Below are 13,862 nucleotides of genomic sequence, written 5' to 3' on the forward strand. Positions count from 1 at the left end.
TCGTCAGGAACCCGGGTGCCGCCGTCGTGCGCGTTAAGTCGACCCGCTAGGGCGCCGGGATCGGGAAGAACGCCCGCGGATCCTGCAACAGGGCAGGGTAGTCGAAGTCCGCGCGGTCGATGATCTTGGTGACCTCGAAGTTGCGGCCGAAACGGCCGTCTTCCAGGGTGATCGGGCGTCCGTGGATCTTGCCCATGGCGAACTTGGCGCCTCCCTCGACGGGGATGAGGACGGGGGTGTTGCCTGGGAGCGTCCTGAAGGCCTCGTCCTGGCGCTGGCGGTTGCGGGTGGGCTTCTTCACCAGTTGCTTGGGTGCCTTGCGCGCGGTCTTGCCCGGGCGGCGGGATTTCTCGGACTCGTAGACGAACTGGTAGCCGTCGCCGTCGCTTTCGGCCGCCTTGGCCTTGCCGGGGGCGGGCATCCCCACCTTGTCGATCTTCTCGGGTTCGATCTCGCCCAAGGGGGCGCGAAGGACCCAGATGAAATCATCGTAGGGGTCTTCGGGAATGAACTCGTGGCTGGGCTCAGGCCAGAGGTACTCCAGGTCCTTCGGAGTGTCGGGGAAGAGTTCGGCGTAGAAGCGGGGTTCTTTCTGGAGCAGCTTGGAGCGGTGGCTCAGATGGAAATCGGCGTCGCCGAGCCACGGCGGCATCGGAATCTTGGAGGCGTAGTCCGGGTGGGCCGCCTGGGGTGCGAACTCGGTGATGCTTGCACGGGTGTTGTCCGGATTGCCGCGGGCAACCCATTCGTCCACCATGGCCAAGCCGTAGAGGGTAAGCGCCGGGACATAGCCCATCCACATGCGGATAGCGGGGTGTGAGGGCCTGCCGAACTCGGGGATCACCAGTGCGCGGAGGATCTGCAGTGCTTCGACACGCTGCTTGCCAAGCCTGGCGGTGTCCAAGACGGCAGCACTTTGCTTGAAATCGGGGAACGGGAGGAAGGTCTGCATCCTTTCAGTTTGGGGGCCGGCGGGCGCAGATCCAAGTTGACGCGGTGTGGTCTTCACCTCGGAGGGCTTGTCTTGTTCGTCAGACACCATGCAGGGAACATAAAACCGACCTCACGCGAGCGATACTTGTCCCATGGAAGCCCGGTCGGAATTCGGTGATGAAGATCAGAGCGGTTTTGCGTGCTGGTGCTGCGGGTCGGTATATCCCGAGGACCGGATCATCCGGCTTGGAGCACATCCGGAGGCGGGGGTATGCCTGTCATGCACAATTTCCCTCCGGAGCGCTGCGCGTCGGCGGGAGACTCGCGGTTCGAACTGGCCCGTGCGTGCTGTTCTGAGGTCGGTTGACCGCGCCCGGGGTTCCGTCATGAGGCGCCGGTGGCAGCACCACCGCGTACTCGGGCCACTATTGCGCAGAATCAACCGGTATCTGCCCTGAACTCTGTTTTGCAGGCATCCCGATGGGGGTAGCTGGGGTATTCGTCCTAGTCTTGTCGGGTGGAAACTTTTGGCGAATCGACGACGGCGGCACCCCCGGTTGCCGAACTGCACCTGCACATCGAGGGGACGCTTCAGCCCGAACTGATTTTCGCTCTCGCGGAGCGTAACGGGATTGCGCTTCCGTACGCGGATTTGGACGAGTTGCGTGCGCGGTATGAGTTCACGGATCTGCAGTCGTTCCTGGACCTGTATTACGCCAACATGGCCGTACTTCGGACGGAACAGGACTTCGCGGACATGACCAGGGCTTACTTGGCCCGGGCAGCCGCCGGTGGAGTGCGGCACATCGAGATCATGATGGATCCGCAGGCCCACATCGCGCGGGGGGTTTCGCTTGAGACGTGCGTGAACGGCGTGGCGTCTGCGCTCGCGACGTCGGAGGCGGACTTTGGCGTCTCGACGCTCCTGATTGCCGCCTTCCTGAGGGACATGTCCGAGGAGTCTGCACTGGAGGTTTTGGAACAGCTTCTTGCCATGAAGGCGCCGATTGCGGGCATCGGCCTGGATTCGGCCGAGGTGGGCAATCCGCCGTCGAAGTTTGAGAGACTGTTCCGCCGCGCGGCGGACGCCGGGCTGCGACGGATCGCGCACGCCGGTGAGGAAGGGCCCGCTTCGTATATTTACGAGGCCCTCGATCTGCTCGGCGCTGAGAGGATCGATCATGGCATCCGCTGCATGGAAGACGCGGCCCTCGTGGAGAGGCTGGTGGCCGAGCAAGTCCCGCTGACCGTTTGCCCGTTGTCCAATGTGCGGCTTCGGGCGGTGGACACCCTGGCAGATCACCCGTTGCCTGCGATGTTGGCCGCAGGTCTGAATGTCAGCGTGAATTCGGACGATCCCGCGTACTTTGGTGGATACGTGGATGACAACTTCGAGCAGCTTGTTGCGGTGCACGGGTTTTCTGTTGGGGACCGGGCGCGGTTGGCCGCGAACTCGGTGCGTTCATCGTTCGCGGACGAGGCCCGGAAGGCTGAGCTGTTGGCCGAGGTCTCGGCGTGGGAGAAGGCTTCGGTCGATTAGTCCCTCGCCGGCAGTTCAGAAGGTCCATTGAGGATACTCCAACCGTTAGCTACTCACCGGTACCCGAGACCCTTCCATCATTTGTTGCTGTTTGGGCGTAATAGTGGGTCACGACACACGGTGTTTACCAAGAACAGTCGCCAGAGTTTACAGAACATTGGCAGACTGCTGAAGGAATGTCCGACGTTGAAGGAGACTCAGTGGCCAAGTCCACCGTCGAAAAAAGCAGTGTCCGTCTCAAGACCGTCCTAGACGTCTTGGCAGAGGGAACGTGGTCCGAGCAGTCGTTGAATGCCGGCGAGATCCTGGCTGAGGCGATTGTGCGCGTCCCTCTGGATACGCGCGAGAGCGAACTGCTCAGCGGAGGGATTCCGCGCGGCCACAAAAACCTGACCACTGAGACCGCGAAGCTGGTCAAAGCCGGTTGGCTGGTCAAGGGCCGTTCGGGCTGGACCATCACGGACGACGGCCTTCGTGCCACGGTCGCTTTCGCGAAGCCGGACGAGTTCGTAACGGCTCTGGCTGAGGGAACCCCTGTTCCGGCAGGTACCCCGCTCCCGACAGCCCCCGTGAAGAAGGCTGCCGCCAAGAAGGCCCCTGCCGCTGAAAAGGCACCCGCCGCCAAAGCTGCCGCGACGAAGACCCCGGCCGCAAAAGCAGCGCCAAAGAAAGCTGCCGCACCCAAAGCGCCTGCCGCCGTCGAGAAGCTTGAGCAGCCGTCCGCCGTCGCGATCGCTGGTGACTTCAACACGATCCTTGGCGCTCCGGAGGACTGGGCTCCGCAGTACGACGAGGTGCAGATGAAGTTCAATACCCGCCGCAAGGTCTGGACCCTCGCCGCAACGCTGCCTGCCGGTTTCTACACGTACAAGATCGCGCTTAACCGCTCGTGGGACGAGAACTACGGCGCGTTCGGGGTGCGTGATGGCGCCAACCACGAGCTGAACCACGACGGCGGCAAGGTCACCTTCACGTACGACCACGCCACGCGGGACATCGTCACCGCTTAGCCGTAACTCCCAAGTTTTCTCCAAGTCCAAGTTTGGCCTTGGAGAAAACTTGGGAACAAAGTGCCCCGTGTCCGAGGTTAGGGTATGTCAACTGGACCTAACCCGAGGAGCTAACGATGATTGATGTCACCATCCGCCACAACGTTGACCGTGAGCGCTTTGAGGTGCTCATTGGCGGCCGGGTGATCGGTAAGGCCGCGTACAAAGCGTACGACGACGGCTGGTCGCCGCAGCGGATTTTCTATCACACGGTGATCAACGAGGAGTACGGCGGACAAGGGCTTGCGGGCAGGCTCGCCGAAGCGGCCCTGAATGGGACCGTGAGCGAGGGACTACGGATCGTGCCGGTGTGCCCTTTCATTCAGAAGTTTCTGACCAAGCACCCCGAATATGAGGCGGACGCGACTGTCCCGACGCCCGCACACCTGAAGTACCTCAGCGCGGCTCTCGTTCCGGCCGCTAGGGCCTAATCACGCGCCAGCGCCCGCCGTCGTCCGCTCTTAGGCGTACATCAGCGAACCCGGCGTGGTGAGAACCTCGCCGGTCTCCAGCCAGGTCTTCAGGCCGGAGAGGATCATCGGCCAACCGCCGTAGATCTGGTCGTTGCCGCCTTCGCGTAGATCGCTGTGGGTGACGGTCAGGTGGCAGGAATCGCCCACCGGCTCGATCTCCCAGGTGATCCGTGAAGTGCCCTCGGCTTTGACGTCCTCGCCCCAGAGTGCGCGCATTGTCTGGACGAGCCGGCGCGGGGGATCGACCTCCACGTTTTCGCCTTCGCCCAGGACCATTCCGTTGGCCTTGGGGTTGTGCATCTCGTAGTGGCCGCCAGGCGTCCAGTCCGCGGTGTGGGTGTTGCCGAACTGGTATTTGCTGCGGATGTCGCTGTCCGTGATGGCTTCCCAAAGCCGTTCCGGAGTGGTCTTGATGTAGATTTCGAAGATCTTTTCCACGGGACTTTCCAATCTGGTTTTGAGGTCGCTCAACGCAGCGGCCCATGGTTCTGCATATTTGCTCACCCAGCGGTCGTGGACGAGCCTGATGGGTACCGGATTCAGGAAATGGAGCTTTTCGCGACCACGACGGCGGGTCACAACCAGCCCGGCCTCCTCAAGGATCTTGAGGTGCTTCATGATCCCGAAACGGGTCATATCGAACCGTCCTTCAAGCGCGCTCAGCGTCTGCCCGTCCTCGCGGAAGAGCTCATCGAGCAGGTCCCTGCGGGTGGGGTCGGAGAGTGCCTTGAAGACGGCGTCCATGGATTCAGGATAGGTGACCATTTAGTCACATGTCAACGGTTTCGTGGGCCGAGTGGCACGGCCAACGGGTTCCAGTTGTGTTTAGGCGCGTTTCAGCTCTGGACGGATTTCAGCTCGGGACGGATTTCATCCCTGGCGGGTTTATGTCCGGGTGGGTCTGAAGTGGTGGTTGCGTCTGGGTGTTTGGCGGGGATCGAGGTGGGGTGGGGGTTTGAACCATGCCACGCCGGAGTCCATGGTGATGGTCCAGTGTTCTTTGTGGATGACGTGGTGGTGGTGGCTGCACAATAAGGTGCCTTGGTCGGTTCCGGTGGTGCCGCCGTTGGACCAGTAGGTGATGTGGTGGGCTTCGCACCAGGGTGCGGGGATGGTGCAGTCGGGGAAGGCGCAGCCTTGGTCGCGGGCGGTGATGGCTTTGCGGATGTGGGGCGGGAACACCCTGGTGGTGCGGCCGATGTCCAGGATGCGGCTGTCGCTGCCGAGCAGGACGGGGATGATGTCCGCGTCGCAGGCGATCTTGCGGATGACCGAGGGGTGGATCGGGCCCTGGAACGTGGACGCGCCGGTGCTCAGACGGGGATTTGCCGCGGTGGTTTGGTGTGCGACGCGCTCGAGCAGGTCGCGGTAGTCGATGGTCACCATCACCTGCGGCCGGAGACCACCCGCGGCGGGCAGCTCGCCGGTGGACAGGGCCACTCCGCAGGCGCCGATGAGCCCGTCAAGCAACTTCTGCGCCCGCGAGCGGCGATCCAGCGGGGGGTGGCCGGCGACGTCGTGCTCCGAGAACCCTCCGGTGCCGCCGCCGGTGTTGCCGCCTGAATCCGCATCCGGTGATCCATCAGTATCGTGGCGGAGGCGGGGGTTGGCGGCGGTGTTCATGACAGTGGCGAGGGTCTCGAATTGTTCCGCGGTGGCGAAGATTTCCAGGTGATGCAGGCCGCGGCGGGGTTTGCGGATGAACGCACCTTGGCGGTGGCGGAGTTCTTCCTCGCTGGGTTCGGATCCGTCCTGGTCGATGGCATCAACCCAGCGCTTCGCCATCCGGGACACGAAATCGGGATCGCTCTGCACAGCGGTGCTGGTCAGTGACTGTTCCATCTGCAGGATGGTTTCCTGATCGGCGAGGTGCCGTACCTGATCCAGGGCCAGGCTGATCACCGTGGCCGAACGGGACGGCACGCATGCCGAGGAAAGGGCCGCGGCGAGCACCCCGTGACGTGCGGGGACGTCCTGCCCGGCGATCCCTGCCTGCGGGAGCACGGCGGAGGCCAGCGCGAGCCGGCGCCTCGCCTCGCCGATGCTGATCCGCAGCCTGGCGCGCAGGAATTCGGCGGCATTCCTGTAACCGTCGTCAACGGCGTCGGCTGCTCCGGTGAGGCTGGCGGCAGAAGCCGGCACCGGGACGTCCGGGACTTCCGGGCCGGATGCGGTTGCCGGGTCGGATCCGCTTGCCGTGGGCTCGGTCCAGCCGGTCCGCCACCCCGGCGTCGGGGATGACTGCCGTACTGCTTGGGCTTCGCGCCGGGTCCGCTCCACGGCCTCGGCCGCCACGATCTGCAAAAACTCCACCGTCCGCGAGATCTCTTCGACCTTGCCGGCGAAATCCGCGGCGTCAGGGAAAGCAAACACGCGGGCGTCAGCGACAGCCTTTGAGCGCAGCGCATCCATCGCCGCCACGGCCAGATCAAGGTCTTTTGCGGGCGACGGCATGGATCCCGGTCTGGTACCGGGACGGACCTCCAGCCGGTCGATGTCCGCGCGCCAGGCAGCCGCAGGCTTCATGCGGCGGGAAAGACGCCCCGGCGCCGCAATCCCGCCGTCAGCCGGGGCCGCCCGACGTGCCACGAGTTGACCGATGCCTTCCATGAATAAACCCTGTCACGGGGGTCTGACATTTTTAGCCCCGCGCTCACCGTCGACCGAAAAACTGTGGGAGAAAAGGCAGTCTGCGGCCGACCGCCACGGGAAGACACGCCCCGGGAAGAGCCACCCCGGGAAGAGCCACCCCGGGAAGAGCCACCCCGGGAAGAGCCACCCCCGGAAGACACTTAGGTGCTGAGGTCCCAATGCGCCCGGATCGCCTCAGCGATCGGGCCGGCGGTGACGTCCATCTGGAAGGCAACGGGCGCGGTCCCTGTCTCTTCGATGACCGTGTCGTGGTAGACGCGGCCGCATGACGGACACAGGGTGTAAAGATCCTCATCTTCGGGCCACGCGGCCAGCCCCGGCGGGACAGGGGAGTCTCCTCCGGCGTAAACAGGGATACCGTGCGAGTTGGCCTGAATCAACCCCTCTTTGCTGACCGTGTTACCGCAGAGGCAAGTGATCGTAGTGACATCGTGACCGATGACATCAGCGAATTCAGTGTCCATGATGAGCTCCCCGGCGATGGAAGGGACGTTCTGCTTGTAGCTTATGCCTGTGGATCGCCGGATGCGTCGGCCCGGTGACTTCCCGCCCCGGTTATCGGTTGTTCCCCGACATCCGGCGCGGGAAGATGTTCCCATGCTGCCTGAGGAGCGTTTCAACGCACTGGTCGATGTATTGAGGGCCAGCCCGGGCGTGAGCGTGCCGGGTGAACCGGGGCAACGCGGATTCGGTTCGAACGCGCTGAAGGTCCAAGGCTCGATTTTTGCGATGATTTCCGGAGGCAGGCTTGTGGTGAAGCTGCCACACCAGCGGGTTGAGACGCTGATCGGGATTGGAGTTGGCTCGCCGTTTGACGCTGGAAAGGGTCGTGCGATGAGGGAGTGGCTCACCGTCACAGCCGACGATGAGCAGTCATGGCTGGCCTTGGCTCGTGAGGCATTGGACTTCGTGCGGTCTCAGCGAAGAACACCATGAGGAGACGCGATGAAATCCAACGAACTGCTGCTGGATGCCTTCGGCCGGATCCGTGACATCGTTGCCGCCACTCTTGAGGGTGTCGACGACGAGTCTCTGGTCCGTCGGCCCGCCGGGATCGGAAACTCGATTGCGTGGTTGATCTGGCACCTCAGCAGGGTAGAGGACGTCCAAGTCGCCTCCGCGGCCGGCTTGGAACAGGTCTGGACCTCGCAGGGATTTGCTGGCCGCTTCAACCTGCCGCTGCCCGAACGCGACACCGGCTATGGCCACACGAGCGACAAAGTCGACGCTGTGCAGGCTCCGCCGGAGCTATTGCTCGAATATTATGACGCCGTCCACCGGCAGACAGTGGGGTTCCTGAGAACTCTCGGCGATGGGGACCTTGATCGCATCGTCGACACCCGCTGGAACCCGCCTGTCACTCTCGGCGTGCGGTTGGTCAGCACGATTGCCGATTGCCTTCAGCACGCGGGGCAGGCGGCGTACGCCAAGGGACTGAAGTCCTCGGAAGGTTAGGGCCGGTCGGGCTCCTCTTCGTCCGCGGGCTCCTCGCCGTTCCCGACCGCCTCATCGTTCGCGACGGACTCGATCCAGTCGACCGCCTCGTCCGGGAAATAAAACCCCGGGGGCTCGTTCTGACCAGTCCACCATGCATCGGAAGTGGCGGGCCCGCCGGCTTGGGTGATCTCTGAAACCACTTCCTGGGGTACTGCGTCGCCATTGTTCTCGATCAGCCATTTCTGGGTGGACGGCTTCAGCTTCGGCCACCAGTGCTCGATACTCATGGCCGAAGTCTGCCACGTCCGGCGGCAGGTCAGGAAGCGCGGATCGAAGTCAGCCCACCTTCCGGGGTTTGAAGACCAGCCCGACGACGGCGGCCAGCGCGAGCGCGGAGAGGACAGTCGCGGACCAGAACCCGGCCCTCCCTCCGGTAAGGAAGTCGCCCGGGATGGCGAACGCCGCGTAGGTCGAAGCAACGATGGCCAGGCCGACTGCGCCGCCAAGCTGCTGCATTGTCTGGAAAAGCCCGGAGGCAGACCCTGCGTGCTCGGGTTCGACGTTGCGGAGTGCGAGCGTCGTGAGCGGCATGAACGTCAGGCCGGCAGAGATTCCGGTACCCAGAAGGGCAAGCAAGACAAGGACGAAGGGGGTGTCCGCGCTCAGCTGCGTGAGCGGCAGGAAGGCGACGACGCGAAGGGCCGCGCCAAGGATGACCAGTCGGACCGCTCCTAGCCGCTCGAGCAGTCGCGGAACGATCCGTGACATCGCGAAGATGCTCAGTGGCATCGGCAGGAACACCAGTCCGGTCACCATGGGCGTGAGGTGCAGATCGTCTTCGAGGTACTGGACCATGAGGAAGAACATCGCCAGCATCCCGCCATAGGTGGCCGCCATCGCCGCCAGGGCCGCCACCCGGCTCGGGCTGCGTAGCAGCTGTGGGCGGAGCAAGGGGTGGGCCACTCTCCGTTCGGTGACGGCGAGCACTGCGAGCAGCGCCGCGCCGACAACGAGGCCGCCGATCGTCCGCGGGCTGGACCAGCCGACGTCGCCCGCTTGAATGAGGGCCCACACAATGGCGACGGCGCCGCCCGTCGCGGTCACCGCTCCGAGGATGTCGAAACGGCCGGGCCTCCGGGGAGTTTCGGCGACCAGGCGCGGCACCGCAATAAGGACCACGACGCCGATCGGCACGTTAATGAAGAGGGTCCACCGCCAGCTGGTGGTGTCGGTGAGAAGGCCGCCGAGGATGAGACCGAGCGCGCCACCCATTGAGGCAATCGCGGAGAACAATGCGAGCGCTCGGTTCCGCGCGCCGTCGTCCCTTGCGCTTGTGGTAATAAGCGCGAGCACGCTCGGTGCGGCGAACGCGGCACCGAGACCTTGGAGTGCGCGTGCGATGACGAGGAGGAGGGGTGAGGTGGCCAGGCCGCCGAGTAGTGAGAAGAGCGTGAAGGCTGCGACGCCCACCAGGAAGGTGCGACGGCGGCCGAAGACGTCTCCGATCCGTCCGCCGAGCAGCAAGAGGCCGCCAAAAGCGACGGCGTAGCCGTTCAAGACCCAGCTGAGCTCGGCCCGGTCGAAGTGGAGATCGGTGGCGATGTGGGGGAGCGCGACGTTCACGACAGTCGCGTCGAGGACAAGCATGAGTTGGGCCAGCATGACCAGCCAGAGGCCAATGCTGCCGGCGCGGCCGCCGGATCTTGCGATCCCGGCGGGTGCGCGTGTGGCGATTGTGGGTGTCATGGGAGGTGTCCTGTTCTAGCCGAGGGGGCTGACGTACACTAAGAGGAGAGATGCTCCGTTTAGAACTATACGGAGACACTCTCCGTTTTGCAACAGTTTTTGTTTGGATGGATTTGGAAGGGCTGGTTTCCGTGCGCGCTGACGCTCAACGCAACCGCGATCGAATCGTGGAGGTTGCGCGTGCCCTCTTCCGCGTCAAAGGCTACGAATCCGTTTCGATGGACGAAGTCGCCAAGGCGGCCGAGGTTGGCCCCGGCACGCTCTACCGCCACTTTCCGACCAAAGAGTCGCTGTACGACGCGGTGCTGGAGGCTTGGGCGGAGAAAGTCAATGCGGCTGTCGAGCGAGCGCTCGCCCTCGACGCTCCGGCGCGGGAGCAGCTGGTGACCTGGTTGACCGACTATGCGGCCATGCTGACAGAACACAAGGGTGCGGCCGCGCGGATCACTGCCGCGCTGGGCGACCCAGGGTCCCCGTTTGCAGCGAAGTGCCAGACCTACCTCGGCGCCAACCAGCGCGTGATCAAGGCGCTGGACTCGGCCCTGCGTCCCGGGGTCGAGGCAATGCAAATCAGTCGGCTCGTGGGCGGCGTGGCCGCCGTCGTAGACAACAGCGAGCTTCCCGCCGACGCAGCAGCATCGATGCTCGCGATCGTCGCGGACGGACTGCTCGCCTCCTGACGGTTTCGGGTGACGGGGCACCTTCGAGACCGCTCCCCGACCCTCCTGCACTTTTGGCTCGTTTTTGAGTGACCCTCCCCCGCTTGTAGCCCGTTTTTCGCCATCGCTCGCTCACTTTCGCGACGGCGCAACGGCGGGTGTGCAGGAGCGTTTAGCATTCGCGCCCCAAAGGTGAGCGGGCATTGGGGTAAAGCTATGCCAGTGGGCCGACCATGCCACTTGTCCCCACCGCGGCACCGCGCCACCGTGCCAAACGGCGGCAACGTCGGCGAGCTCCGAAATCCCTGTTGTGAACCCCTCTTGACGTGATCTGCAACATAGTTCTAATCTTTATTTAGTTCTAAACAAAGGAGTTCACATGTTGCGACCGAGTGGCAACGCTGACGTTACCCGCTCTGCGATCTTGGCATTCCTTGGCACCTCTGGCGGCGCATCCCGCGCCGACCTCGCACGGGGACTGGGGGTCTCACCGGCACTTATGACCCAGCTTGTGAAAGACCTCATCTCAGACGGTCTCGTGAGGGAGTTGGCGATGTCGCCGTCCAACGGCGGGCGTCCTGCGCGGCTGCTTGGACTGGTGGCTTCCGTCGGGCGCGTGATCGGTATGAAAGTTGCTAAAGACCACGTTGCGCTTGTCGAAACAGAGCTGGGCGGAAAGGTGGTGCGGGCCGAGAGTTGGCCGTTCAATGCTTCCTCGGTCACGTTCCTTTCCCCCTTGGTTGACCTCGTCCTGGGGTTCCGGGCTGCGGGCGGCGGCGCTCCCATCCTCGGTGTGGGCGTTGGTGTTCCGGGATCGGTGGATGCGCAGGGGGCCGGCGTGGTCGATTCAAGCCTTCTTGGATGGTGGCAGGTTCCCCTGGGGGCCGTTCTGAGCCGGGAGCTTGGCGTGCCGGTGTTGGTGGAGAACAATGTCAACGCCCTCGCCGTGGCCGAGCGGCTCTACGGCCCCGGCCGTGATCATGCCGACTTCCTTGTCGTCACCATCGGTGAGGGCGTCGGTGCCGGATTCGTGACCGGGGGCGCAGTCGTCCGAGGCAGCCGCGGCGGAGCCGGTGAAATCGGTCATATCGCTGCGGTGATGGACGGGCCCCGCTGCACTTGTGGCAACCACGGCTGCATTGAAGCGTTGATCGGTGAAGAGGCGCTCGTCGCGCAGGCCCGCCGGTCAGGGGTGATCCCACCCGACGGTTCTGTGGCTGATTTGCAGGCCCGGGCCGACGCCGGCGACGCTATGGCGCAAAACATTTTCCTAGAGGCAGGCCGGCCGCTGGGGCGGATCGTCGCCGGTCTGGTACAGGTGCTTGACCCGGAAATCGTGATTGTCAGCGGTGAAGGAACCAAGGCTTGGAGCCATTGGAAGGCCGGATTCGAGCAGTCATTCCGGGCTGCGCTGACCTCCGATCGCCGAAGCGTTCCTGTGATCGTCGAGTCCTGGGACGACGAAAGCTGGGCCCGAGGTGCAGCCGCCTTGGTCGCATCCGCTCCGTTCTACAGCGGTGAAAGCTCCGGCGAACAGGGACGCAGGGTAAGGGCCCGGCTCAGCTCGCCCATAGAGGAGGCGATCGGGTCATGACAACTGTTGGAAATTCCAAGCCAGGCGTTCTTAGGGTCACCACCACACACGGAGACAATCCTGCACCCATCCGTCGGAAGCCCGCCCCGCGTCTTCGGTATGCATTGACGGTTGCGTTGTTCCTGCTGCCGAGCGCGCTGCCGCTGCTATTCTTCACGATCGTTCCCATGGTGTCCGCGTTCTGGATCAGCCTGAACCAGTGGAACTTGGTGGGTTCAATGAAGTGGGTGGGCCTGGACAACTACGCCAGGCTTGTCACGGACCCGGGTACACAGGGCGCGTTCCTTCATACCGTCTATTACATTGTCGGTTACCTACCCCTGGTGTATGTCGGCGGCCTCGCTATCGCCCTGGCCCTGAACACGCGGATCAAAGGGCGCAGCATGCTCCGGGGCCTCTATTTCCTTCCGGTGGTAACTAGCTGGATCGTCGTGGCGCTCGTCTGGCGTTGGCTGCTGAACCCCAGCACCGGCGTCGTGAACTGGCTCCTTGGACTGATCGGCATTGCCGGCCCGGGGTGGTGGACAGACCCGGCTTGGTCGATGCCTGCCATCATCCTTGCCTCAGCGTGGAAAGATCTCGGGTTCGTCATGGTGATTCTGCTCGCCGGGCTGCAGGCCATTCCCGAAGAACTCTACGAGGCTGCAACGGTCGACGGCGCCGGTCCGTGGCGGCGCCTGTTCAGTATCACTCTCCCGATGCTCTCTCCATCAACGTTTTTCGTCATCGTCTTGTCGTTGATCAACGGTTTTCAAGTGTTCGACCAGGTGTATGCGATGACTGGAGGCGGGCCAAACAATTCATCCCAAGTGGTAGTCCAGCAGATCTATGACCTCACGTTCCGTTACGGCCGGGCCGGGGAAGCATCTGCCCTGTCGTGGCTTCTGTTCCTCTTCATCCTGATCATCACTTTGATCCAGGTGCGGGGCCAAAAGAAGTGGGTGAACTATGCGTAAGCACCCGCGCTTGATCGCGCTGAACGTCCTCGTGGTCGCAGGTGCCGCCGTGATGGTGTTCCCTTTCCTGTGGGCGTTCGTCACTTCCATCAGCCCCGGAGCCGGCCTGTCCGCCACCCCGCAGCTGATCCCGGAGAACCCTTCACTGTCCGCCTACGCCGAGTTGCTCCAACGGCTCCCGTTCGTGCAGATCGTCCTTAACAGCCTGATCCTTGCCGTCCTCACCACGGTGTTCCAGCTCGCTACCAGCTCGCTGGCCGCTTATGTCTTTTCGCGGATGCCCTTCAAAGGGCGTAACGCTGTGTTCGCCGTGTATCTGGCCACCATGATGGTTCCCCTGCAGGTCCTCGTTGTTCCGCTGTTCGTTGAGATGAAAAGCCTCGGCCTCATCGACACGTACCTGGGCGTTCTGCTGCCAGGCGTTGCCAGTGCATTCGGCGTCTTCCTTCTGCGCCAAGCCATGAATTCCGTTCCCACGGACCTCGACCAGGCCGCAACGCTGGACGGAGCGGGCCACTTCCGGATCTTCGGGCTCATCGTTCTGCCCTTGGTCCGTCCAGCACTGGCAACGCTGACCGTGTTCGCGTTCCTGAACAGCTGGAACAGCTTCCTCTGGCCGCTGATTATCCTGCGCACCCCCGCTATGAAAACGCTCCCGGTGGCATTGGCAGCGCTCCAGGGCCAGTACACAACCCAGTGGGACATCGTCATGGCCGGATCAATGGTCAGCGTCCTGCCAATGCTTGCTCTCTACATCTTCACCCAGAAGTACATCATCCAAGGGGTCGCGGGAACCGGGCTCAAGTAGACCGCCCTGCTTCCC

15 protein-coding genes are annotated in these 13,862 nt (G+C 63.5%); 9 read left to right on the plus strand and 6 right to left on the minus strand.

Annotated features, from left to right (window positions below; translation table 11 throughout):
• Positions 1 to 46: 46 nt before the first annotated feature.
• A complete protein-coding gene (locus LFT43_RS04680) occupies positions 47 to 952 on the minus strand; it encodes an MSMEG_6728 family protein (RefSeq protein ID WP_395801381.1) in 906 nt (301 codons plus the stop codon).
• A gap of 498 nt (positions 953 to 1,450) precedes the next feature.
• Here LFT43_RS04680 and LFT43_RS04685 point away from each other — a divergent pair, with 498 nt between their 5' ends.
• The 3 genes from LFT43_RS04685 to LFT43_RS04695 all read left to right on the plus strand — a co-directional run bounded on the left by LFT43_RS04685 (position 1,451) and on the right by LFT43_RS04695 (position 3,953).
• Complete coding sequence (locus LFT43_RS04685) at positions 1,451 to 2,473, plus strand: adenosine deaminase (protein ID WP_395801382.1); 1,023 nt, start codon at positions 1,451 to 1,453, stop codon at positions 2,471 to 2,473.
• Between the two features lie 200 nt (positions 2,474 to 2,673).
• On the plus strand, positions 2,674 to 3,483 hold the full coding sequence (locus LFT43_RS04690) for a glycosidase (protein WP_395801383.1): 810 nt from the start codon (positions 2,674 to 2,676) through the stop codon (positions 3,481 to 3,483).
• A 116-nt stretch (positions 3,484 to 3,599) separates the two neighbouring features.
• Positions 3,600 to 3,953: a GNAT family N-acetyltransferase gene (locus LFT43_RS04695; protein ID WP_395801384.1), complete on the plus strand. Its 354-nt coding sequence runs from the start codon at positions 3,600 to 3,602 to the stop codon at positions 3,951 to 3,953.
• 30 nt (positions 3,954 to 3,983) lie between these two features.
• Here LFT43_RS04695 and LFT43_RS04700 read toward each other — a convergent pair whose 3' ends face one another.
• From LFT43_RS04700 to LFT43_RS04710, 3 genes are all read right to left on the minus strand, one after another.
• Positions 3,984 to 4,739 (minus strand): ArsR/SmtB family transcription factor, encoded by a 756-nt coding sequence (locus tag LFT43_RS04700; RefSeq protein ID WP_395801385.1) that lies wholly within the window; start codon positions 4,737 to 4,739, stop codon positions 3,984 to 3,986.
• A gap of 141 nt (positions 4,740 to 4,880) precedes the next feature.
• Positions 4,881 to 6,605 carry a DUF222 domain-containing protein gene (locus LFT43_RS04705; RefSeq protein WP_395801386.1) on the minus strand — a complete coding sequence of 575 codons (1,725 nt, stop codon included), beginning with the start codon at positions 6,603 to 6,605 and terminating at the stop codon, positions 4,881 to 4,883.
• Positions 6,606 to 6,787: 182 nt separating this feature from the next.
• On the minus strand, positions 6,788 to 7,111 hold the full coding sequence (locus LFT43_RS04710) for a hypothetical protein (RefSeq protein ID WP_395801387.1): 324 nt from the start codon (positions 7,109 to 7,111) through the stop codon (positions 6,788 to 6,790).
• Positions 7,112 to 7,244: 133 nt separating this feature from the next.
• On the opposite strand from LFT43_RS04710, the gene LFT43_RS04715 reads away from it, so the two are divergent.
• A complete protein-coding gene (locus tag LFT43_RS04715; RefSeq protein WP_395801388.1) occupies positions 7,245 to 7,583 on the plus strand; it encodes a hypothetical protein in 339 nt (112 codons plus the stop codon).
• 9 nt (positions 7,584 to 7,592) lie between these two features.
• Entirely contained in the window at positions 7,593 to 8,102 is a 510-nt protein-coding gene (locus tag LFT43_RS04720; RefSeq protein WP_395801389.1) for a DUF664 domain-containing protein, read from the plus strand.
• On the opposite strand, the gene LFT43_RS04725 is transcribed toward LFT43_RS04720, so the two are convergent.
• Positions 8,099 to 8,371, minus strand: a complete 273-nt coding sequence (locus tag LFT43_RS04725) for a hypothetical protein (RefSeq protein ID WP_395801390.1) — start codon at positions 8,369 to 8,371, stop codon at positions 8,099 to 8,101. The genes LFT43_RS04720 and LFT43_RS04725 overlap by 4 nt on opposite strands.
• A gap of 49 nt (positions 8,372 to 8,420) precedes the next feature.
• Positions 8,421 to 9,830: an MFS transporter gene (locus LFT43_RS04730; RefSeq protein ID WP_395801391.1), complete on the minus strand. Its 1,410-nt coding sequence runs from the start codon at positions 9,828 to 9,830 to the stop codon at positions 8,421 to 8,423.
• 107 nt (positions 9,831 to 9,937) lie between these two features.
• Between LFT43_RS04730 and LFT43_RS04735 the strand changes: the two genes are divergently transcribed.
• The 4 genes from LFT43_RS04735 to LFT43_RS04750 all read left to right on the plus strand — a co-directional run bounded on the left by LFT43_RS04735 (position 9,938) and on the right by LFT43_RS04750 (position 13,847).
• Positions 9,938 to 10,510 carry a TetR/AcrR family transcriptional regulator gene (locus LFT43_RS04735; RefSeq protein ID WP_395801392.1) on the plus strand — a complete coding sequence of 191 codons (573 nt, stop codon included), beginning with the start codon at positions 9,938 to 9,940 and terminating at the stop codon, positions 10,508 to 10,510.
• A gap of 358 nt (positions 10,511 to 10,868) precedes the next feature.
• Positions 10,869 to 12,083, plus strand: a complete 1,215-nt coding sequence (locus tag LFT43_RS04740; protein WP_395801393.1) for an ROK family protein — start codon at positions 10,869 to 10,871, stop codon at positions 12,081 to 12,083.
• Positions 12,080 to 13,039 (plus strand): carbohydrate ABC transporter permease, encoded by a 960-nt coding sequence (locus LFT43_RS04745; protein ID WP_395801394.1) that lies wholly within the window; start codon positions 12,080 to 12,082, stop codon positions 13,037 to 13,039. Before LFT43_RS04740 ends, LFT43_RS04745 begins: the two co-directional genes overlap by 4 nt.
• Positions 13,032 to 13,847, plus strand: coding sequence for a carbohydrate ABC transporter permease (locus LFT43_RS04750; protein WP_395801395.1), 816 nt, complete (start codon positions 13,032 to 13,034; stop codon positions 13,845 to 13,847). The genes LFT43_RS04745 and LFT43_RS04750 overlap by 8 nt, the downstream gene beginning before the upstream one ends.
• Positions 13,848 to 13,862: the final 15 nt, after the last annotated feature.

The organism is Arthrobacter sp. FW306-04-A (assembly GCF_044358315.1).
In the GTDB taxonomy this organism is placed as follows: domain Bacteria; phylum Actinomycetota; class Actinomycetes; order Actinomycetales; family Micrococcaceae; genus Arthrobacter.